This is a genomic window from Ruegeria sp. SCP11 (assembly GCF_040329455.1).
Taxonomy (GTDB): domain Bacteria; phylum Pseudomonadota; class Alphaproteobacteria; order Rhodobacterales; family Rhodobacteraceae; genus Ruegeria; species Ruegeria atlantica_E.
On record NZ_JBDZYG010000010.1, the window covers coordinates 78,703 to 97,778 of the forward strand.

At 56.1% G+C, this 19,076-nt stretch carries 17 protein-coding genes and 2 riboswitches; of the genes, 14 read left to right on the top strand and 3 right to left on the bottom strand.

The annotated features are described in order from the left end of the window. The first annotated feature begins 98 nt into the window (after nt 1-98). Nucleotides 99-1,142, top strand: a complete 1,044-nt coding sequence (locus ABLN94_RS16055) for a HupE/UreJ family protein (protein WP_352994096.1) — start codon at nt 99-101, stop codon at nt 1,140-1,142. A gap of 65 nt (nt 1,143-1,207) precedes the next feature. On the opposite strand, the gene ABLN94_RS16060 is transcribed toward ABLN94_RS16055, so the two are convergent. Further along, a complete protein-coding gene (locus tag ABLN94_RS16060; RefSeq protein WP_352994099.1) occupies nt 1,208-2,116 on the bottom strand; it encodes an IclR family transcriptional regulator in 909 nt (302 codons plus the stop codon). Here ABLN94_RS16060 and ABLN94_RS16065 point away from each other — a divergent pair. From ABLN94_RS16065 to ABLN94_RS16100, 8 genes are all read left to right on the top strand, one after another. Next, nucleotides 2,103-2,633 (top strand): 2,4'-dihydroxyacetophenone dioxygenase family protein, encoded by a 531-nt coding sequence (locus ABLN94_RS16065; protein WP_352994102.1) that lies wholly within the window; start codon nt 2,103-2,105, stop codon nt 2,631-2,633. The two genes, ABLN94_RS16060 and ABLN94_RS16065, sit on opposite strands and share 14 nt — an antisense overlap. A 5-nt stretch (nt 2,634-2,638) precedes the next feature. Further along, complete coding sequence (locus ABLN94_RS16070; protein WP_352994105.1) at nt 2,639-3,373, top strand: SDR family NAD(P)-dependent oxidoreductase; 735 nt, start codon at nt 2,639-2,641, stop codon at nt 3,371-3,373. After that, a complete protein-coding gene (locus ABLN94_RS16075; RefSeq protein WP_352994108.1) occupies nt 3,373-4,473 on the top strand; it encodes a pyridoxal-phosphate-dependent aminotransferase family protein in 1,101 nt (366 codons plus the stop codon). The genes ABLN94_RS16070 and ABLN94_RS16075 overlap by 1 nt, the downstream gene beginning before the upstream one ends. A gap of 507 nt (nt 4,474-4,980) precedes the next feature. After that, complete coding sequence (locus tag ABLN94_RS16080; protein ID WP_352994111.1) at nt 4,981-5,253, top strand: hypothetical protein; 273 nt, start codon at nt 4,981-4,983, stop codon at nt 5,251-5,253. Beyond that, on the top strand, nt 5,250-6,713 hold the full coding sequence (locus tag ABLN94_RS16085; RefSeq protein ID WP_352994114.1) for an aldehyde dehydrogenase family protein: 1,464 nt from the start codon (nt 5,250-5,252) through the stop codon (nt 6,711-6,713). The genes ABLN94_RS16080 and ABLN94_RS16085 overlap by 4 nt, the downstream gene beginning before the upstream one ends. A 4-nt stretch (nt 6,714-6,717) precedes the next feature. Further along, nucleotides 6,718-8,025, top strand: a complete 1,308-nt coding sequence (locus ABLN94_RS16090) for an aspartate aminotransferase family protein (protein ID WP_352994116.1) — start codon at nt 6,718-6,720, stop codon at nt 8,023-8,025. Nucleotides 8,026-8,131: 106 nt separating this feature from the next. Continuing rightward, a riboswitch (cobalamin riboswitch) is annotated at nt 8,132-8,335 on the top strand. Nucleotides 8,336-8,448: 113 nt separating this feature from the next. Then, nucleotides 8,449-9,672 carry an aromatic ring-hydroxylating oxygenase subunit alpha gene (locus ABLN94_RS16095; RefSeq protein WP_352994118.1) on the top strand — a complete coding sequence of 408 codons (1,224 nt, stop codon included), beginning with the start codon at nt 8,449-8,451 and terminating at the stop codon, nt 9,670-9,672. Between the two features lie 5 nt (nt 9,673-9,677). Continuing rightward, nucleotides 9,678-10,757, top strand: coding sequence for a hybrid-cluster NAD(P)-dependent oxidoreductase (locus ABLN94_RS16100; RefSeq protein WP_352994121.1), 1,080 nt, complete (start codon nt 9,678-9,680; stop codon nt 10,755-10,757). A 155-nt stretch (nt 10,758-10,912) separates the two neighbouring features. On the opposite strand, the gene ABLN94_RS16105 is transcribed toward ABLN94_RS16100, so the two are convergent. After that, nucleotides 10,913-12,823 (bottom strand): DEAD/DEAH box helicase, encoded by a 1,911-nt coding sequence (locus ABLN94_RS16105; protein WP_352994124.1) that lies wholly within the window; start codon nt 12,821-12,823, stop codon nt 10,913-10,915. Between the two features lie 221 nt (nt 12,824-13,044). Beyond that, nucleotides 13,045-13,250: riboswitch (cobalamin riboswitch) on the top strand. A gap of 102 nt (nt 13,251-13,352) precedes the next feature. Here ABLN94_RS16105 and ABLN94_RS16110 point away from each other — a divergent pair. From ABLN94_RS16110 to ABLN94_RS16125, 4 genes are read left to right on the top strand one after another with little or no spacing between them, the layout of a single operon-like run. After that, nucleotides 13,353-13,709, top strand: coding sequence for a DUF1636 domain-containing protein (locus tag ABLN94_RS16110; RefSeq protein WP_352994126.1), 357 nt, complete (start codon nt 13,353-13,355; stop codon nt 13,707-13,709). Beyond that, nucleotides 13,706-14,491: an ABC transporter ATP-binding protein gene (locus tag ABLN94_RS16115; RefSeq protein ID WP_352994128.1), complete on the top strand. Its 786-nt coding sequence runs from the start codon at nt 13,706-13,708 to the stop codon at nt 14,489-14,491. Before ABLN94_RS16110 ends, ABLN94_RS16115 begins: the two co-directional genes overlap by 4 nt. Nucleotides 14,492-14,509: 18 nt before the next feature. After that, complete coding sequence (locus ABLN94_RS16120) at nt 14,510-15,457, top strand: ABC transporter substrate-binding protein (protein WP_352994131.1); 948 nt, start codon at nt 14,510-14,512, stop codon at nt 15,455-15,457. 43 nt (nt 15,458-15,500) lie between these two features. After that, the gene (locus ABLN94_RS16125; protein ID WP_352994134.1) at nt 15,501-16,475 is read left to right on the top strand and encodes a FecCD family ABC transporter permease; all 975 of its coding nucleotides are present in this window, start codon (nt 15,501-15,503) and stop codon (nt 16,473-16,475) included. A 371-nt stretch (nt 16,476-16,846) separates the two neighbouring features. Here the strand turns inward: ABLN94_RS16125 and ABLN94_RS16135 are convergent, their stop codons facing one another. Continuing rightward, complete coding sequence (locus tag ABLN94_RS16135) at nt 16,847-17,977, bottom strand: ester cyclase (protein WP_417750527.1); 1,131 nt, start codon at nt 17,975-17,977, stop codon at nt 16,847-16,849. A gap of 32 nt (nt 17,978-18,009) precedes the next feature. On the opposite strand from ABLN94_RS16135, the gene ABLN94_RS16140 reads away from it, so the two are divergent. After that, on the top strand, nt 18,010-19,056 hold the full coding sequence (locus ABLN94_RS16140; protein WP_170492090.1) for an ABC transporter ATP-binding protein: 1,047 nt from the start codon (nt 18,010-18,012) through the stop codon (nt 19,054-19,056). The last annotated feature ends 20 nt before the right edge of the window (nt 19,057-19,076 follow it).

Here is a 19,076-nt window from a genome sequence, read left to right on the forward strand (position 1 = left end):
TGTTTCTTCGCATGCCGATGCCGTATCTTGTGGCAGACAAGACTGGCGAGCCGGGCGAAGACGGTCTGCCGACAGCAGCACCTTTCACAACAAACGCGTTGGAGGACGGCAAGGTGGTACACTTTGTTGACCCGACCGAACTTGCTGCCGATCCTCTTGGCTTGGGCCGTATTGCGGAAACCAATACGGTTTTGGAGACCCAAGGCGCGCGAGTACTTGGAGTTGTCGAGACTGTATCGGTGCATCGAGTGAACGCAGAGCCGGGTTTTGCGACGTTGAGTGAGGCCAAACAGGCGATATCAAATGGCTCAACCCGTTTTGGTACTCCGCCCGCCTATGTCGGCGACGTGGTGGTGGATGTCACGATATTCTACGACCTAGGGCGCGCGCCGTCGTCCTATACTCTTTCAAGTCTGTTGGATCCCGGTTTGCCAGATCAGGAGATGACGGCAAACCTCATTCTGGATTATGGCTCTGGTGATCCGCTGGTCTTTCGAACCCGTGGTCTTATGGATGAGCCAGTTGAAATTTCCAGGTCCAGAATTGCGGGCATTGCTACGTTCGTCTGGGAAGGCGTGCGCCACATTCTGGAAGGCATCGACCATGTGTTGTTTGTGATATGCCTCGTCATCGGCGCGAGTGGCTTGCATGCGCTTCTCTGGCGGGTCACCGGCTTTACGGTTGGCCACAGCGTGACCCTGTCGCTCGGATTTTTTGGCTACGTGCCATCCGCGGCGTGGTTTGTTCCTTTCGTTGAAACGGGAATCGCACTGTCGATCATCTACGCTGCATTTCTGGCGGTTATGGAGGATAACGCGGGGAAAGACTCCAATAGAAAAGTCTTTGCCATTACGGTCCTGATGGGGCTTCTTCATGGTCTCGGCTTCAGTTTTGTGCTGCACGAAATTCTGCAGGTGACGTCCCCGAACATTTGGCAGAGTTTGTTGGCGTTTAACGTCGGGGTCGAGGTCGGGCAGCTTGCAATTGTTTTGGTAATCTGGCCGCTGTTGTTGCTGTTTAGAAGGCTCGGCCCGACCCCCGAGGTTTCGTTGCGAGTGTCGATTGCTCTCGTTTGCGGCGTAATTGCAAGTTGGTGGACTTTTGAACGTGGAAAGGTCTTTTTGGAGATGCTGTCAGGATAACTTCGGATATTCAGTTTTCGAACTGGGCGGGTTCAGATTCTGCTCCCTCCTTGCGCCCGTGGGTTTCACGGGTTACCCAACTGAGCTGACAACTCCCGAACGCAATTCAAGAGCGGTTCCGCATAAATCGATTTGTCGTCCTTTATCCGGAACAACGGTACCGAGACGCTGATAGCAGCCTCCGGATGTCCTCGGTCGTTCAAGATCGCAGCACCGAAACAAACGATGCCTTCTTCATTCTCTTGATTGTCGAAAATGTACCCTCGGGTACGGCAATGTTCGATTTGTTTGCGCAATAGTTCCGGATCTGTTGTCGTGAACCGCGTGATCGCTTTGAGATTGGCGTGTTCAAGATACGAAACCAAGCCCTGCTCAGGCAGAGCGGATAAAAAAGCTTTACCCACACCGCTGGAATGAAGGGGAACAAATGTGCCTATCGTTGAGCCCATCCTTACCGTTTCACGGCTTTCGATTTTGTCGATGTAGACAAGGCCCTCGCCGCTGGGAATTGCCAGATGTACGGTTTCACCGGTTTTGTCGCGCAGTGTTTCAAGGGCGTCTCTGGCGAGGGTGCGGATGTCGGTTTGGGCCAGCGCCGAGCGCGCCAGATTGACCAGGCGCGGCCCAGGCTTGTAGCGCCGGTCAGGTGTTTGCGTGATCAAATTCTCGGCCTCCAGCCCACCCAGCAGCCGGTACAGCGTTGGGCGGGTGAAGTCGCATTCCGAAAGCAAATCCTGCACACCAGGCGGTGTTGAGCGGTCACATATATGCTGCAGCAACCCAATGCTGCGGGCAAAGCTTTGGGTGCCCTGTACCTGTTTTGTCGTCATGATTTTTTGCTGATTGACCATCTGTGCGGATCGCGTAGTGTGTCCATATATAGATTCCTTTGTCCATAATATGGACAAAATCATACGAATACAACCTAAAACCGCCGCTGTCTGGTCTGAGAGGAAGCACATGCCACTGGTCACAGAAGACGAAAATCCGCGCGTTCCCTACAAACACCCGATGCCGCAGGACGCATTGCCCGAGATCGTGATTCCCGATGCGCTGTCTGAAGGCGATCCGCGTATGTGGGTCCAGCAGACCGAGAATGTGTTCTTTCGGCCGCTATGCCTGAATGTCAGTCAGGGCTACTGGATGAACCTGCTGAAAGTTACCAAATCCGGCGTGTTGTCCCGTCACCGGCACCCGAACGCTGTCCACGGGTTCGTGCTGAAAGGTCGCTGGCATTACCTGGAACACGACTGGGAGGCCCGCGAGGGTGGGTATGTGTTTGAACCGCCGGGTGAGACACACACGCTGGTTGTGCCCGATGATGTGGACGAGATGATCACCTATTTTCAGGTCAACGGTGTAATGTACTACGTCGATCCGGACGGAAAACATCTGGGCTATGAAGATGTGTTCACCAAGATCGACATGTGCCGGGCGCATTTCGAAAAAGTCGGTCTGGGTGCTGACTACGTCCAAACCTTTATCCGGTAATACGCATGAGCAATGTAAGTTACGACTTTTCTGGTCGCACTGCGATCGTGACCGGTGGCTCCGCAGGGATCGGTGCCGAAATCTCCCGACACTATGCGGCCGCAGGGGCCAAGGTAGCAATCTGGGACCTGGCTGAACCATGTGACGCGCCGGACGGTGCACTGTTCTGCAAAATCGACATCAGCCAACCGGATCAGATTGCCGACGCCGTTGCGACAACGCGTGAGGTATTTGGCGGAATCGACTTCTTGTCACACAATGCTGGGTTTGCTGGACCGACCCTGCCTGTGGTCGAAAACGACCCGTCGACATGGGCGCGGGTCATCGAGGTGAACCTGACGGGAACATTCTACCTGGCCCACGCAGTGGTGCCGGTGATGCAAGAGCGTGGCTTTGGCCGCATCATCAATATGGCTTCGCTTGCGGGCAAGGAAGGAACGCCGAACGCCTCGGCTTATTCGGCGGCCAAGGCAGGTGTGATCGGCTTCACCAAGTCCTTGGCAAAGGAGTTGGCGCAGACTGATATCCGGGTGAATTGTATAGCGCCCGCAGCCATCAAAACGGCTATTCTGGACCAGATGGCACCTGACTTTGTCCAGATCATGATCGACAAGTCTCCGATGAAGCGACTGGGCTGGGTTGAGGAAGCCGCGCGTCTGGTCATGTGGCTATCGTCTGACGATTGCACCTTTAACACCGGAGCAGTGTTTGACCTGTCGGGGGGGCGGGCGACTTACTGATGGGCCTCATACGAAACTTTACACCGGGCCCGGTCGAGGTGTCTGAAGAGGTGCTCGCGGCGCAATACGGGTCGCAGGCGTTGCATGTAGGTTCCGAATTTTCCAAGGTCTACATCCGTGTGACGGAGAACCTGCAACAGTTCTTTGGGACCAGCGGTCATGTCGCCGTTGTCCCGGGCTGTGGGACCTTGGCGAATGAAATGGCCGCCCGCGCGTTATTGGATGAAGGGCAGACAGCCCTGATCCTTGACGCAGGATATTTCAGCAACGTTCTGAAGAAGTCTGTTGAGGGTTGTGGTGCAAAAGCAGTTCTGTTGCCAGTGCCTGAAGGCAAACCCGCTGACCCAGAAATGCTGCGCGAGGCTCTGTTCGCTCAAAAAATTGACCTCGTATGTTTTACCCATGTTGAAACCTCCACCGGCTTGCTGAACCCGGTCGATACGTTGGCCAGAGTTGCCCGGGACGAGGGCGTGCCGGTATTGGTCGATTCCGTCAGTGCACTGGGCACGTGCCCGGCCCAGATGGATGACTGGGGGGTGTCGATTATGACTTCGGCATCCCAGAAAGGGTTGGAATCCGTGCCGGGTCTGGGACTTGTGGCCGTGGCAGACCATGTCTGGCCGCAGATCGAGGCCAAACAAACTCCACGCGGTGGCTTCACTGACATTCTCCGCTGGCGGGATCAATACGACGCTGCGCGCGATTGGCATCCGAGCTTGACGACAATGCCAGTGGCTGGCGTCCGGGCACTTGATGTGGCATTGCGCAAAATTTTAACCGAGGGGCTGGACACCCGATACGCTCGCCACAGCGAAGCGCGCGATTACCTATGCCGGTCGATGCAGGCGATGGGGTTCGAGATGCAAATCCAAGTCGGTGCGCGCGCGCCCGGGGTAACGGCCGTCAGGGCCGGGGCGGCGTTTCAATCCTCGGACCTGGTGGCAGCCCTGGTTGCTGATCACAGCATTCGTATCGCTGGCGGTTTTGGCACAAACAGGGAAGAGGTTTTCCGTGTGGCCCACATGGGCGACAACGCAAATATGAGCGCTCTGCGCCCGGTAGTTACGGGCATCAAAGATTTCTTGAGTCGGAAAGTTTGATGGTTTTGAAACCCGACGCGATTGAATGTTAGAAACTGGCCGCTGTGGTAAGAGCTCTGGTGTCAAGTAGATTTTCGGGAAATTGCGCCTCCGAAAACCGCTTTAGCGATAGAGTTTTGTTCCGTAAAACATGAGCTAGGGTTTTGGTTTTTTGCCACTGTTCGTGGTCGCGGTTTTGTATGTGACGTGGGGCCATTTGTCTGAAGTCGCTATGAAACCAATTCCAGTTGCTGACCCGCCACCTCAAAAGCAGACATCCCCGAGTCATTCACCCAAATTGTTGCGGAACGCCGCCAGGTAACCGTTGGCATTTGCGGTCTGGTAAGCCGTACTGTCTCCCTACACGGCGATGAAACTGCAAACTACGCTGGCGACATCAAGTGTTTTATAATCAAAAGGTGGGCCTCATTCATAAGTTCTGCTCATCAATTGGTGAGAATATAACTTTTGTCCAACAGGCCTTTTTTCCTGCTTTATGACAAAGGATGCAAAGGGAGCTGATTGGACATGACCGCTTCCGTACAGCGTCGTGGACGCAGAGAACGGCACGCGCAATCAGAGTCACCCGTAGAGAATCCGCCCGGTTGGGTGGATGTGAGAGATGTGCGGCAGAAATGGTTCGGTGGACCTGATTTGGCTCGTGTTTTTGGTGACCTTGAGGTGCTGGACAATGACGCCACCGATACCTGTTTCATGGATACGTCTGAGCAAGACGTGGTCAGAAACGGCAATAAGTTCGGTATTCGCTTGACCCGTCAGCAGATTGGATGGTCCGCATGATCCAGCATCCCCGTTTGGATACTGACCTCAATGCCGCATGCCAGTGGTTGGGTGGGGCCGCTGTGATGGGTAAAGGTGCGGCGCGCGAGATGACTGACCCCGCCACTGGGAAAATGTACGGAACATTTCCCGATGCCGATGCAGGTCAGTTGGATCGGGCGGTTAAGCACGCACGTGGAGCGCTGAAAGTCTGGGCCGATTGCGACCCCGACAAGCGCGCTCGCATTTTGCACCGCGTGTCGGAACTGATCACAGAAAATGCTGACCATTTGGGGGCGGTTGAGGCGGTCAATGTAGGCAAACCATTGCCGCAGGCGCTTCGGGATGTCGGGCGCGCTGCAGAATACTTCCGTTTCTATGCCGGAGCCTGTGACAAGTTGCAGGGCGATACCATTCCGAGCGGCCCGGATCAGACGGTATTTACGGTGAATGAACCAGTTGGTGTCACTGTTCATATACTTCCGTGGAATTACCCGGTTTCGACACTGGCACGCGGCGTTGCACCGGCCTTGGCAGCCGGGGCGACAGTGGTCGCAAAGCCTTCTGAACTGACTCCGTTTACGGCTGTTATGCTTGCCCGGATTGCTGCGCAAGCGGGATTGCCTGATGGGGTGTTCAATGTGGTGACGGGTGGCGGGGATATCGGCACGCAGTTGGCAGGGCATTCGGAGATCGACCATGTAACGTTCACCGGCTCGACCGCGACAGGACGTAAGGTAATGCAAGCGGCCTCGGCTCCAGTGGCTGGTGTGACGTTGGAACTGGGGGGCAAGTCTCCGATCATTGTATTGGACGACGCCGATCTTGATGCGGCGGCGGAGGGCGTGCTGCGTGGTATTTTTTTTAATGCAGGTCAGGTCTGTGCCGCTGGATCGCGGCTAGTCTGTACGCCGGGCATTCACGAGGCGCTGATTTCCAAGGTCGCCGCGAAAGCACGCGCCATGACATTGGGCCACCCGTTAGACAGCCCGGATATCGGACCACTCGTCAATTCGGGCCAAATCGCCCGGGTCGAAGGATTTGTAGACCGTGCCAAGGCCGCAGGTCACAGGTTGGCGCTTGGTGGCAGTCGCAGTGTTTTGGAGGCATATCCGAACGGGTATTTCTACCCACCTACGATTTTCGCCAATCCTCCACCGCAGTCTGAGATCGCCAGAGATGAAGTATTTGGCCCGGTCCTTGTATCGCAGTTGTGTGACGATGCAGATCACGCACTGGCGCTGGCCAATGACTCTGACTTTGGGCTGGTCGCAGGGATTTATACCTGTGACGGCAATACCGCCCTGCGCCTAGCCCGACAGGTTCAGGCGGGGCAGGTTTTCGTCAACGGGTTTCTAACGGCAAATGACTCCGTACCTTTTGGCGGTGTCAAACGTAGCGGAATTGGGCGTGAGAAAGGTTTGGCCGGACTTGCCGCCTATCTTTCTCCCAAGGCAATCGTTTTAAACCATGGAAAATAGTCGAATGGTCTCTGAACCCCGAAACACAGCCCTTGCTGCTCGTGCCCGCGCCGTGATGCCCGGTGGCGTAAGTCACGAATTGCGTTACCGCGCACCGGACCCCGTCTATTTCGAACGCGCCTTGGGGGCAGAAAAATGGGATGTGGGAGGAAAGCGCTACATTGACTTCAAACTTGGTGCCGCGAGCCAGATTTTGGGTCATGCTCACCCTGGAATTGTCGAGGCTGTCGCCCAGCAAATGCACCGGATGCCCTATACTGGTGATTGCCATCCGTTAGAGGTTGAGTGGGCGGAATGGCTAAGCCGACTATTCCCGTCAGCTGAACGTGTGCGCTTTACCGGATCAGGGACCGAAGCAACGATGTTAGCGTTGCGCGTTGCGCGCGCCCACAGCGGCAAGGACAAGGTGCTGCGCATCGACGGGCATTTTCACGGCTGGCACGATCTCCTGATTACTGGATCCAAACCTGGTGTGAACACGCCCCCGTCTCTGGGTGTTCCACAAGCAATATCGGACATGACAATTGTCGCACCACCTGATTTGGATCGGATAAACACCTTGCTGGAAGTGGACGGCACTATCGGGACAGTTTTCGTCGAAGCCTCTGGTGCAAATTATGGATCTGTGCCGTTGCCTGATGGATTTCTACCAGGCATTAGGCAAATCGCGGACGATCTGAACTGTGTGCTGGTTTTTGATGAGGTCATCACCGGCCTGCGCTGGTCGCCTGGTGGGCGTCAGGCGCGGGACGGTGTCGTACCAGACCTGACCACACTTGCCAAAATCGTGACCGGAGGATTGCCCGGTGGTGCGGTTGTAGGCAAAGCGCATCTGATGGAACTTCTAAGCCCGGCGGCAAACCGTGATGGCTTGTCCCCCCCGGTCAGCCACAAAGGAACGTTCAACGCGGCCCCGATGGTTGCGGCCGGCGCCGTGCGTGCGATGGAGATTCTTTCCACGGGCGATGTGCAAGCCCATGCCGATGCAATGGCCGAACGCTTGCGCCGTGGGTTCAATGCAGTCTTCGCACGACACGGGGTGCAAGCGTCGGCCTATGGTGACAGTTCGACCTGCCATTTGTATTTCGGAGCGCGCTCGATCGAGGGCTTGGATGCGGCTCAAATCCGTAAGACGCCTCCGGCATTAGTCAGGGGGCTAAAGGACGGGCTTTTGGCGCATGGGGTGGATTTCATGTCCCACACTTCGTGTGTCACGGGGCTGCCCCACACGCCCGCATTGATTGACGAGACGATTGAGAAGTTCGATGCCGTAATCGCGCAGCTTGTGATGGACGGTGTTCTGACGGTCTGAGAAACGTTTCAATCAAACGCATTATGCAGTAACACAAACCTAAGTTCTCCATGTCTGTTTTGGCGCTGGAATTGTCGCAAGCATTTCAGCGCCGATACGTGCCGGAAATATCCTGCGCGTGTGAGGTGCTGCTGTTTGATTCTCAAGCAGCAGAGAATTGGGAAGCCGGTGAAATTCCGGCACTGCCCCCGCAACGGTAACGAAGGTCAGGTTCGGCAATCAACCACTGGAACGAGGATTCCGGGAAGGTGTCGAAACCGGGCGCAAGCCCCTTCCAAGTCCGGAAACCAGCCTCTCAGATATGTCAAACCGCGGGTGGCGGTGGGGGGCACAGGTTTCGGACGTGATCCTCGCACGTCTCCGGACGGGTCTCCTTTGTCATCTGCCCAAGCTACGCCACGGGGCGCGGCAGGAGAGCTAGAAGTGAACAATATTCAAACCCTTTTGGCCCGTAGAACATCGGGTTACGCATTGGAACAGGCCTTTTACACCGATCCGGAGGTTTTTCAGGTTGATCTTGAAACCATTCACTATCGCGACTGGCTGTTTGCCATTCCGGCCTGCGAACTGGTTAAGGCCGGAGACTATGTAGCCCACACTGTCGGCGCGTATCGCGTGATCATTGTGCGTGGCGCAGACAATCAAATCCGGGCATTCCACAATACATGTCGCCATCGCGGCTCGGTTATATGCAAAGCAGCCAAGGGCAATGCGCCCAAGCTGGTGTGCCCGTATCACCAGTGGACCTACGAGTTGGACGGCTCGCTTCTCTGGGCCCGGGATATGGGGCCGGACTTTGACCCGAAACAGCACGGTTTGAAACCTGTTCACTGCCGAGAGCTGGCCGGGTTGGTCTATATCTGTCTGGCAGAAGAAGCACCGGACTTCGACACTTTTGCCAACACCGCTCGCCCCTACCTTGAGCCGCATGATCTGGCCAATGCCAAGGTCGCCTTTGAAAGCTCGATCATCGAGAAAGGCAACTGGAAGTTGGTCTGGGAAAACAACCGCGAATGCTATCACTGCGGTGGAAATCACCCGTCGCTGTGCCGCACCTTTCCCGACGATCCTGCTATAACAGGTATCGAAGGTGGTGAAACACCACCTCGTATGCAGGCCCATTTCGATCGCTGCGAAGCCGCTGGACTGCCCTCACAATTCTACCTGCATAGCGACGGGCAATACCGCCTGGCCCGAATGCCGCTGAACGAGGGCGCGGAAAGCTATACGATGGATGGCAAGTCCGCTGTGCGCCGTTGGTTGGGCCAATCGCCATTTGCGGATGCAGGGTCGCTGCTGAAGTTTCATTACCCAACCACTTGGAACCATTTTCTTGCAGACCACTCGATTGTTTTCCGCGTTACTCCGATCAGTCCGACGGAAACCGAGGTCACTACGAAATGGCTGGTTAATAAGGACGCTGTTGAGGGTGTCGACTACGATCTGAAACGCCTGACCGAGGTCTGGATGGCTACCAATGACGAAGATCGCCAAGTCGTCGAAGACAATCAGCTGGGCATCAACAGCCCGGCCTACGTGCCCGGCCCATATTCAGTCACTCAGGAATCCGGTGTGTTGCAGTTTGTCGACTGGTACTGCAACACGCTGGCGGATCGCTTGGCACCTGACGCGATAGCGGCGGAGTGAGGGAAATGAAAGATTTCAGCGCGCCAGTAACTGTCTGGCAAGACACTGAAACATTGGAATGCGTTTCGGTCGTTCCCGAGATGCCGAACACGGCGAGCTTTTCGTTTCGCGCTCCTTCGGGGGCGCAATTCGCGTATCAGCCCGGACAGTTTCTGACCTTGGAAATCCTGGCCCCGGACCAGCCGGGTGGGGTGGTGCATCGCACCTATACGATCTCTTCCTCTCCTTCGCGGCCACGGTCGATTACGATCACCGCCAAGGCCCAGCCCGACAGCATCGGCACACGCTGGATGTTGGACAACCTGCAACCTGGTATGCGGGTGAAAGCCATTGGCCCCGCAGGGCTGTTCAGTAATGCAGAAAGCAAAGCGGGGAAATTTCTGTTCATCTCGGCCGGGTCCGGCATCACCCCGATGATGTCGATGACCACCTGCATGTGGGATGAAGGCCGCGATCTGGATGTTGTCTTCATCAACTGTGCCAGACGGCCTTCAGAGATCATCTTCCGCCAGCGGTTAGAGCAGATGGCCAGCCGGACGCACGGTCTGGACCTGAAGTTTGTTGTTGAGGAACCCGATCCTTACCGCCCGTGGACTGGATATCAGGGCCAGTTCAACCAGCTTATGCTTGGCCTCATGGCGCCGGACTATCTCGACCGCGAGGTTTATTGCTGTGGCCCGGAGCCCTTCATGCAAGCCGTGCGTGATGCGCTTGCCGGTCTGGGCTTTGACATGGACAACTACCATCAGGAAAGCTTCGGCGCTCCTGTGGAGACCGAGGCGGATCAGCCGGAACTGGATGATATCATTCTGGACGATGATAGCAGCGCCGAGATTCTGTTCTCAAGTTCTGGTGTCACCGCCAAAGTCGCCGAGACCGACACGGTCTTGGCCGCTGCGCGTTCGGTCGGGTTGAACATTCCGTCAGGCTGCACCTTTGGCGTTTGCGGAACCTGCAAAGTTAAAAAGACAGCTGGCGAGGTTCACATGGTACACAATGGAGGTATTTCCGAGGATGATGTCGAAGCGGGCTACATTCTGGCCTGTTGTTCAAACCCGATCGGCAAGGTTGAGGTCGAAGTTTGATGCATATGGGGAAGCGAAAGGTTCGCGCTTCCCCTATTGGCCGTCGCCTGAGGAGTGGGGTTTCCAACTTTCGAATAGAAAACCCCACGCCCGCATAAGCATTTCTGCCGAACCGAAACCCTTATGCTAGTTCTAAAGCAACCGAGAGTTTCAGCTTATTTCTTGCGCATTGGAACCGCGTTGCCGCCCTTTTTCGATGCGGCGGCACGAGCGCGATTTTTTTTGCTATTTGGCTTTCCCTTGGGCGGGGGCGGGCCTTTCGGGCGATCGCTTTTGAATTTTCGATCTTGTTTCTTGGCTTTGCCGGTGCCGCTGGCGTCATCGCGCTTGGGCTTGGTGTTTGTATCGGCCCTCTCGGGTCGCGCGGTCGCTGTTTTTTTGCGCGGCTTTGCAGGCTGTGGTTCAGCGAGACGAGGCGGTCTTTCCTCGAACTTTGCAGGGCCTCTTTTGCCTTTTGTGCCACGCTTTGGCTTCGACTTTGTAGGCTTTGAAAAATCGGGCGCTGTCTCCAAGCGTACGATGTCTTTTGTGCCCTCGATCTTCATGTCTGGCCCGATAGCGTCCAAAAAGCCCGGAACGCTGCTTTCGCGAATTTCAATGTAGGTCACATCCTCCGCGATGCGGATCGCGCCGACATCAGCTTTGGTGATGTTCCCGGCCTTGCACACCATGGGCAGAAGATAACGCGGAGACGCGTTTTCTTTGCGCCCTTCCGACAGCGAGAACCACACGCTCGGACCGAATTCCGCCTGAGGCTTTGGCGTAGTGGTAGTGACATCACTCAGCTCTTCCGGCGCGGAGTGCTGCCGTTTGTATTGTCGGACATATGCGGCAGCGAGTTGTTCTGGCGTGAACTTCGCCACCAGTTCATCCACCGAGGTCCGTTCGCTGTCAGTAACGTCTGCCTGCCAGTCCTCCGAACCGAACATCCGCGCCAAATCCTGCGCGTTGACCTCTTCAGCCGACGGCGCCGCGCCCCATTGGGCCGTGAGCTTGGCGAACTTCAAAAGCCGTTCGGCTTTTTTGAACGAGGTTGGCGGAACAATCAGAGTGCTGACGCCTTTGCGCCCGGCACGTCCGGTCCGACCCGAACGGTGTAAAAGAGTTTCATGGCTGTTTGGCAGCTCGGCGTGAACCACAAGGTCCAAGTTCGGCAGATCAATCCCTCGCGCGGCGACATCAGTTGCCACACAGACCCGGGCGCGTCCGTCGCGCATCGCTTGCAGCGCATTTGAACGCTCGCCTTGGGTCAATTCACCGGACAAGGCCACAACCGAAAACCCGCGGTTCGACAAGCGGGCAGTCAGACGCCCAACCATGGCGCGGGTGTTGCAAAAGACGATGGCGTTTGGCGCCTCGTAATACCGCAATACGTTGATTATCGCGTTTTCTCCGTCACGTGGGGCGACCTTCAACGCACGGTACTCGATATCAGCGTGTTGTTTACGCTCGCTGACGGTGCTGACGCGTTCGGCATTCCGTTGGTACCGCGTCGCAAGATTGGCAATGGCACGGGGTACGGTGGCTGAAAACAGAAGGGTTTGCCGGTCTGTTGGCGTTTCTTCCAGAATAAACTCCAAATCCTCACGGAACCCGAGGTCGAGCATTTCGTCAGCCTCGTCCAGCACCACTGCACGCACCGCCGTCAGGTCGATCGAGCCGCGCGTGATGTGATCGCGCAGGCGTCCCGGTGTCGCTACAACGATATGTGCACCACGGGCCAGTGCCCGGCGTTCATCGCGCATGTCCATGCCGCCGACACAGGAGGTAATGAAGGCACCTGCATCCGCGTAAAGCCACCCAAGTTCACGTTTGACCTGCATGGCTAGCTCTCGCGTCGGGGCGATGACCAGTGCCAAAGGCGCACCGCTGGTGTCAAAGACCTCAGCATCACCCAATATGGTAGACGCGATGGCTAGGCCGAACCCGATGGTTTTCCCCGATCCGGTCTGGGCCGAGACCAGCAGATCCCGCCCTTGAAGTTCTGGTGCCGATACGGCCTCCTGAACTGGTGTGAGCGTGGTGTACCCTTTGCGTGCAAGGGCATCAGCAATTGTCTGTTTCATGGTTTGGCTCTTTTGGGTGCTGCGGCCACCCTCAGAGCGTCCAACAGACGGATCAACGTCGAAGCGCTGTCCATACTGAGAGAAGAACCGGATGTATAGGGTTGATAATTGTGGAGTGTGCGAAGACCACCGCATTTCGGCAAACAACGACCTATTTGTTTAAACCTCATAGAAACTGTTCGCAGTCTTGAAAAATCATTTGACCAAATTCCAGTTCTCGTGCACATCCTTCCTTCGATGGTTCCCGCTGGTGCTGCCACGGGATGAAAAGGGAATACGGTGAGGTTGGCCGACAGGCACCAAGTCCGTAACTGCCCCCGCAACTGTAAGCGGTGAGCGACGCCAAATACCCACTGGCCAATGGCCGGGAAGGGAGGCCAAGCATCGACCCGCAAGTCAGGAGACCTGCCATCGCGTATTTAACCAACCCGGGGCGGGGCGTCCTGGAAGGAGGCTTTGATGGCACGTTTGTCACGTGTGTACATTGTCGGCACCTTCTGCTCGCGCTTGGCAACAAGCGGAGTGGGCAATGCCGAAAAAACCTGATCATCACCTGCTGATTTGTTCGACGTGCAAAGGCGAAGACAAGGCCGAAGCGCTACGTACATCCTTACAGGGCAAACTGCCTTCGGGTTTCACTATTCGCAAAATTGCTTGCATGGCAGGCTGCGCACACCCAACGACAGTAGGGTTTCAGGCCCGTGGCAAGGCGCAATACCTGTTCGGTGATATTGAGACCGCACAGGATATCCGGGCTCTGGCTGAGTTTGCTCAACAATTCCAAAACAGCACTGACGGGTGGACAAACGCGACAGACAGGCCGCGTCCATTGTACCGTAAGACTTTGTCGCGATTGCCCCGGATCGAGGCGGAGGAACGCTCATGACGACCTCATCTTTTTTGGTTGCCCGCGATCTTGAATACTATGCACTTAACGGGGACGTTTTGCTGCAACAGGCCTCATTCGAGTTAGGTGAAGGAGCTATTCTGGCCATCGCCGGGCCGAACGGTGCGGGCAAGACGACGCTTCTGAATCTCTTATGTGGTGCGGTTGATCTGGTGCTGGGGGATGTACTGGTCAAAGGGCACAGCCTCAAACAGATGACAGCGGTCGAACGTGCCCGAATGATTGCCGTGGTCAGTCAGCAGGAATTGCCGGACGGAAGGCTGTCGCTGTGGGAGTATGTCGCCTTGGGTCAGATACCAATCCGGTCTGACCGATCGGCCGAGGAACATGCCATTGAGCTCTCTAGAATATTGCAACTGACCGGTCTGGATGCGCTTGCGGACAAAAAGATGTCTGTTCTGTCCGGGGGCGAGCGTCAGCGTGCCCATATCGCACGCGCTCTGGCTCAGAACCCTTCGCTGCTGTTTCTGGACGAGCCGACAAATCATCTGGATCCGGACGCCAAGGGGAGGATGCTGTCCCTGGTCGCTGAATTAGGGATCACCGTGGTGATGATCGTCCACGATCTTGTCATGATCCCCGAATTTGCCACACACGTGGCGCTTATGAAATCCAGCCGTATCACCAGTTTTGGCCCGGTGGCCGAGGTGCTGACGCCTGAACACGTACGTGACACCTTTGGCGTCGATTACCTGTGCTTTCACCATGAAGGCCGCGTGATCCCGGCGCTGGATATCCGAAAAACCACTGTTTCAACTTGAACAAAGGAACATCCTCAGATGAAACACCTCTGGTCCGTGGCGTTGACCACTGCCATTGCAGGCGGCGCGTCCGCGCATGAAGTTATGGTCGACAATTGCGGCAAGCCGCTGGTGTTTGACGAGCAGCCCGAGCGTTTGGTCGTGCATGACATGAACATGACTGACATGGCCTTTGCGCTGGGTCTGCAAGACAAGATTGTCGGCCTGACCGGCATTACGGGTTGGTACAAGACCAGTCCTGAATTCGACACCCTGCGCGGAGATATCCCCGAACTGGCGCCTAAATACCCGACGGTAGAAAATCTCGTCGCGGTTGAGCCCGATATTTTCTTTGCCGGTTGGTACTATGGCATGAAGCCCGGCGGCGACGTGACGCCAGACACTTTGGAGCCGTTTGGCATCAAGACCATGATCCTGACTGAAAGCTGCGTGCATCTGGACAAAGAACGCCCCGAGGCCAGCATGGACCTGCTGTTCGATGACGTCCTGCGTCTGGGCAAAGTCATGCATGTAGAGGACAAGGCTGAGGAACTGGTGAAAGGCTGGAAAGACGAGCTGGCGGCCCTTGAGTCCCAAACGGCGGATCTTCCCAAGCCCCGCGTCTTCCTACTGGACGGCCCGGCGGATGCACCTTTCACCGCGGGCAAGTTTGCCATTCCTGACGCAATGATTGCAGCTGCTGGTGGTGAAAACGTCACCCATGACATGGACACCAGTTGGGGCCGCACCTCGTGGGAGGCCGTAGCTGCCTCGAATCCTGAGTTCCTGGTATTGCTGGACTATCAAACCGGGAATGGCGCCGAGGATACGTTTAAGTTTCTGCAGGAACACCCGGTGATGTCTGAAACAGATGCGGTCAAGAACGAACGTTGGATCGGCCTGCGTTACGAAGAGCTGACCCCCGGACCGGCAAACATTGCGGCGATCTCGAAAATGGTTCAGGCCATGCATCCGGGCATCAACTGATATGGGCCGATTTGGCTTTGTACTTATGCTGGGGGCGGTCGTATTGACCGCCCTTTTGCTGATTTCAACCGTGTACGGCACAACGGCCATTCCTGCCGTAGATGCGTTCGACGCGGTGTTGCTAGGTACTGGGCTGGTTCAAGGAGATATGGAACCTGCGCATCGTATTGTCTTTGACTTGCGTTTGCCGCGCGCCTTGTTTGCTGCGGTGATCGGTGCCGGTTTGGGCATTGTCGGCGTTGTCCTGCAAACAACCACCCGCAACGATCTGGCTGATCCGTTTCTGTTCGGCCTGTCCTCGGGTGCCGCAGCCGGAGCGGTGTTTGTCATCACGGTGACCGGCGATCTTCTCGGTTTCTGGACCTTGCCGTTGGCTGCGTTTTGTGGGGGCATCATCGCCTCGGGAATTGTACTGGCACTTGTGCACGCACTACGAACAAGTGCGCCAGAAAAACTGATCCTTGCAGGTCTGGCAGTATCATTCCTGTTCTCCGCCATCACAAATTATTTGATTTTCGCGGGCGATAGTCGTGCCGCGCATTCGGTCATCTTCTGGATGCTGGGCGGCCTTGGTCTGGCCCGATGGGAGACCTTTCCGCTCGTCGGTGTCGGACTTTTGCTGATCCTGACTTATTCGCTGTATCGCAGTCGTTGGCTGGATGCCTTGTTGACCGGAGACGTGACGGCGTCGACGCTGGGTGTTCCGGTGCAGAGCCTGCGCTTCAGCATGTTTTTCGTTGCGGCTTTGGCAACCGCGGTCTTTGTCTCCGTAGCAGGCGTGATTGGGTTTGTCGGCCTGATGGTTCCCCATATCGCCCGAGGGATCGCTGGGCCCCTGCATAGCCGGCTGTTGCCAACAGCGGCCTTGGTCGGAGCGGCGTTGTTAACGGGTTCGGATATTCTAAGTAGGCTCTTGCTGGCCCCGCAGGAACTTCCAGTTGGAATCGTGACAACCTCGATCGGATCGGTTTTCGTGTTTTTGTTGCTGTTCCGAACGGCGCGACATCAAAGAAGGTGAAGGTTGGAAACCACCCTTTTCGCTGGGATCAGGCCCCCAGTTTTGTCGAAGGTTGGCATGAATTACTGTTCCAATAGCGAGTGGTGAACATGTCTGATCATGTTCGGCAAACAGAAGCACTGGCAAAGTGTTGCAACACGATACAATCGCTGTACAAATGCCTTCCGCTCACGCATCCCAGTCGCGGCAATCGTCATAGCTGAGAATGAGTCCCGAGCCTGGGATATAGGGATGAGCGACAGGTCGGGCTGCGGGTCAGCGAAATGCGGGCAGCTTTTGCCTGTCGCGCAAGGGCAGGCGGACTTACTGTAGTCTATCAAATTGCAGTCCAATTAGGCTCTGGGACGGTTCCAACGGGATTGGCCTTTTTTTCACGATGTTTCGATTTGAGTTGTGCGGTTCAGGATATCCAGGCCCTGTTGCTTCCAAAAATGTAGAAGGTCGATGAAGATCCAGTTCTCGGCCAGCTTGTCCCCTGCGCGGCGGTAAATGTCGATTACTCGAAACTCGCCAGCCTTCCCAGTGGCGGGCATACCCATGAAACCACCTATGGGTACGGCGGTGAAATTCGGCCAACCGAAGAAGCCTCCGTAATGACCCTCGGCCAGACGGCAGACATGGTCGGTTTTCGAACGATCAGAAAATGATGCGCGGAACGGCCCGGAATGTTGTTTGGCATAACGTTCGATCGTGTAGGTAGCCCCAATTCCCTCCGGACCCCACCAGATCATGTCGTCATTCCAAGTTTGGGCCAGTTCATCTTCAAGAGAAAGAACACTGTTCCATTGCCCAAGATCCGAGATCATGGCGTTGATGACCGCCAGCGTCTTTTCGCCTTCACTCACAGGTTGATCAGAAAATAGCAGCCCATCATGTGTCATCGGTCCGGGTTGCACCAGATGCGCGGCTGTTTGCGGTGGAAAGGGATTTTGTCCTGCCTGCACCATAAGGTGAGGAATGTCGAAGTACATTGCCGTTTCGGTGATCTTACCTCCTGAGATCTTGTGGAACTCGCAATAACGCAAAAAGGCCATCTTTCCCGTAGGACGAATGCCAAGCCACGGCGCGTCGAACAGGCCCATCAGATGACCCATGGATATTACCCAAACGCCGCCTTCACTCAGTGAATTTTTGCCCGCAAAAAAGATGTCCTGCCGACGCTGCAAGCGTGTCAGGCTCTGTTTCAGCGGCTGCCAGAACTGCCGCGCAACCTCTTCCGGACCGGAGATTTCATCGAACGGATGAAAGCCGCGCCATAACATATTGGACGCGCAGAATTGGGTCATAACGGAGGACAGTTCGATTCCTTCTGCGCTGTCGAGTACATCGTAGAAGGACAAGACCAACTTTTTTTCGGCTTGGAAGTTCACGGCAGTTTCCGTTCTTTGATAAGGGGTTACAGGATTATTGCCGGGCTTTCGACTCGGCGTTTCGGCATATAATTGCATACGTATGCAAAAAAGTCTTGCCTGATTTGATGTATGCGAATTACAGTTTTGCAAACGTATGCAAACGATTCCTTTCAGGGGGCACCATGGCGGAAATTCAATTGCGCAACGTCGGCAAACGCTGGGGTTCCTTTGTCGGGGTTCACAATTTCGACCTGACCATCGCGGATCGCGAGTTTTTGGTGCTGCTGGGTCCGTCGGGCTGCGGCAAGACCACCACGATGCGTATGATCGCCGGTCTTGAGGATGTGACCGAAGGTGAAATTCTGGTCGATGGCAATGTAGTCAATGATCTGGAGCCCAAGGACCGAGACGTGGCAATGGTGTTTCAGAGTTACGCGCTCTACCCGAACATGAACGTCTACGAGAACATCCGGTTTCCATTGAAGGTGCGTGGGATCGACCCGTCCACCCACGACGAAAAGGTGCGACGCGCCAGCGCAATGGTAGAGCTGGACGATTTCCTACATCGCAAACCCGCCGAATTGTCGGGCGGTCAGCGGCAGCGTGTGGCTCTGGCCCGCGCCATCGTGCGGGAACCGAACGTATTCCTGATGGACGAGCCTCTGTCGAACCTTGATGCCAAACTGCGGGTTTCGACACGGGCGCAGATCAAGAACCTCAGTCACGAACTGGCGGTGACCACCATCTACGTGACCCACGATCAGATTGAGGCCATGACGCTGGCCGATCGTGTGGTGGTGATGAAACAGGGTGTGGTGCAGCAGGTGGGCAGCCCGACCGAGATTTATGACCGCCCCGCGAATACCTTCGTAGCCAGCTTTATTGGCTCACCCGCGATGAACCTGATGGATGGTGAGGTTTCGGGCGGAGTGTTCCGTGCCGAACATGTTGCCATCCCGGTAGATGCGCCGGACGGGCCGCTGACGCTGGGCTTCCGGGCCGAGGACGCCAGCATTGCCGAAGGGCAGGGTGAAATCACGGCGCCGATCTACACGCTGGAACTGCTGGGCGACGCGACCATGATTTCGGTCCGGGTCGGGGGCGCGCTGGTTTCGGTCAAAGCCGACAAAGCTTTCCGCGCCGAGATTGGCGAGCCGGTCTCGTTCTCGGTGCCAACGGAAATCTGTCACCTCTTTGAAGCTGAAAGTGGTGCGCGGATCGGGGGGTAACCCCAATCAAGCCCGCAAGG

Excerpts from the sequence above, each read along its gene's own strand:
- ABLN94_RS16065 (WP_352994102.1), top strand. The coding sequence starts at position 2,103 with ATGCCACTGGTCACAGAAGACGAAAATCCGCGCGTTCCCTACAAACAC.
- ABLN94_RS16070 (WP_352994105.1), top strand. The coding sequence starts at position 2,639 with ATGAGCAATGTAAGTTACGACTTTTCTGGTCGCACTGCGATCGTGACC.
- ABLN94_RS16080 (WP_352994111.1), top strand. The coding sequence starts at position 4,981 with ATGACCGCTTCCGTACAGCGTCGTGGACGCAGAGAACGGCACGCGCAA.
- ABLN94_RS16075 (WP_352994108.1), top strand. The coding sequence starts at position 3,373 with ATGGGCCTCATACGAAACTTTACACCGGGCCCGGTCGAGGTGTCTGAA.
- ABLN94_RS16115 (WP_352994128.1), top strand. The coding sequence starts at position 13,706 with ATGACGACCTCATCTTTTTTGGTTGCCCGCGATCTTGAATACTATGCA.
- ABLN94_RS16110 (WP_352994126.1), top strand. The coding sequence starts at position 13,353 with ATGCCGAAAAAACCTGATCATCACCTGCTGATTTGTTCGACGTGCAAA.
- ABLN94_RS16120 (WP_352994131.1), top strand. The coding sequence starts at position 14,510 with ATGAAACACCTCTGGTCCGTGGCGTTGACCACTGCCATTGCAGGCGGC.
- ABLN94_RS16100 (WP_352994121.1), top strand. The coding sequence starts at position 9,678 with ATGAAAGATTTCAGCGCGCCAGTAACTGTCTGGCAAGACACTGAAACA.
- ABLN94_RS16090 (WP_352994116.1), top strand. The coding sequence starts at position 6,718 with ATGGTCTCTGAACCCCGAAACACAGCCCTTGCTGCTCGTGCCCGCGCC.
- ABLN94_RS16105 (WP_352994124.1), bottom strand. The coding sequence starts at position 12,823 with ATGAAACAGACAATTGCTGATGCCCTTGCACGCAAAGGGTACACCACG.
- ABLN94_RS16085 (WP_352994114.1), top strand. The coding sequence starts at position 5,250 with ATGATCCAGCATCCCCGTTTGGATACTGACCTCAATGCCGCATGCCAG.
- ABLN94_RS16140 (WP_170492090.1), top strand. The coding sequence starts at position 18,010 with ATGGCGGAAATTCAATTGCGCAACGTCGGCAAACGCTGGGGTTCCTTT.